Genomic DNA, 513 nt, shown 5'->3' with positions numbered 1-513 from the left:
ATCGCGATGCTCTCGCCGCTCTTGGCAAGTGTGAAGGCGAGGGGCGGCTGGCCAGGCGCATCGTCCGCACGGGTCATGGCGAGCACCAGCTCGCCCCCGAACAGGCCCGCTGGCGACAGCCCCGCATCGAGATCGCCGAGGCTCAGCCTGCCGATCTTCAGGTCGCGCACCGTGCCCGACCAGATCGTCCCTTCGACCGCGCGCGCGCTCACCCCGCGAGCGCCGAGGTTCGCCATGTCGAAGACGATGCGCAGCGGCAGCAGCGCGATCAGCGCGAGGGTCAGCGCCAGCGCGATCAGCACCGCCCGCTTGGCGCTGCGGCTCATGCGCCGATCTTCACCAACCGCGCCGAGACCGAGACGGTGCCATTGTCCATCCGCCGGATCACCAGCGTCTCGGGAACCACGCCGCGCCGTTCCAGATCGGCGAGCCAGGCGAGGAACGCGGTCGAGCGCGCCGAGCCGATCGCGATTTCGGCGCGGTCATTGCCCTGCGGTGTGTTGGCATCGAGCG

2 protein-coding genes are annotated in these 513 nt (G+C 70.4%); both read right to left on the bottom strand.

The genetic code is table 11. The features are described 5' to 3' along the window. On the bottom strand, positions 1-326 hold a 326-nt coding region (gene gspN, locus DM995_RS18095), incomplete at its 3' end, for a type II secretion system protein N (protein ID WP_157973319.1). After that, the coding region (gene gspM / locus DM995_RS18090) for a type II secretion system protein GspM (RefSeq protein ID WP_198669472.1) at positions 323-513 on the bottom strand (191 nt) is incomplete at its 5' end. The genes gspM and gspN, both read right to left, overlap by 4 nt.

The sequence above is a fragment of the Blastomonas sp. UPD001 genome, assembly GCF_003426715.1.
In the GTDB taxonomy this organism is placed as follows: domain Bacteria; phylum Pseudomonadota; class Alphaproteobacteria; order Sphingomonadales; family Sphingomonadaceae; genus Blastomonas.
This window is presented reverse-complemented; position numbering and strand designations above follow the sequence as displayed.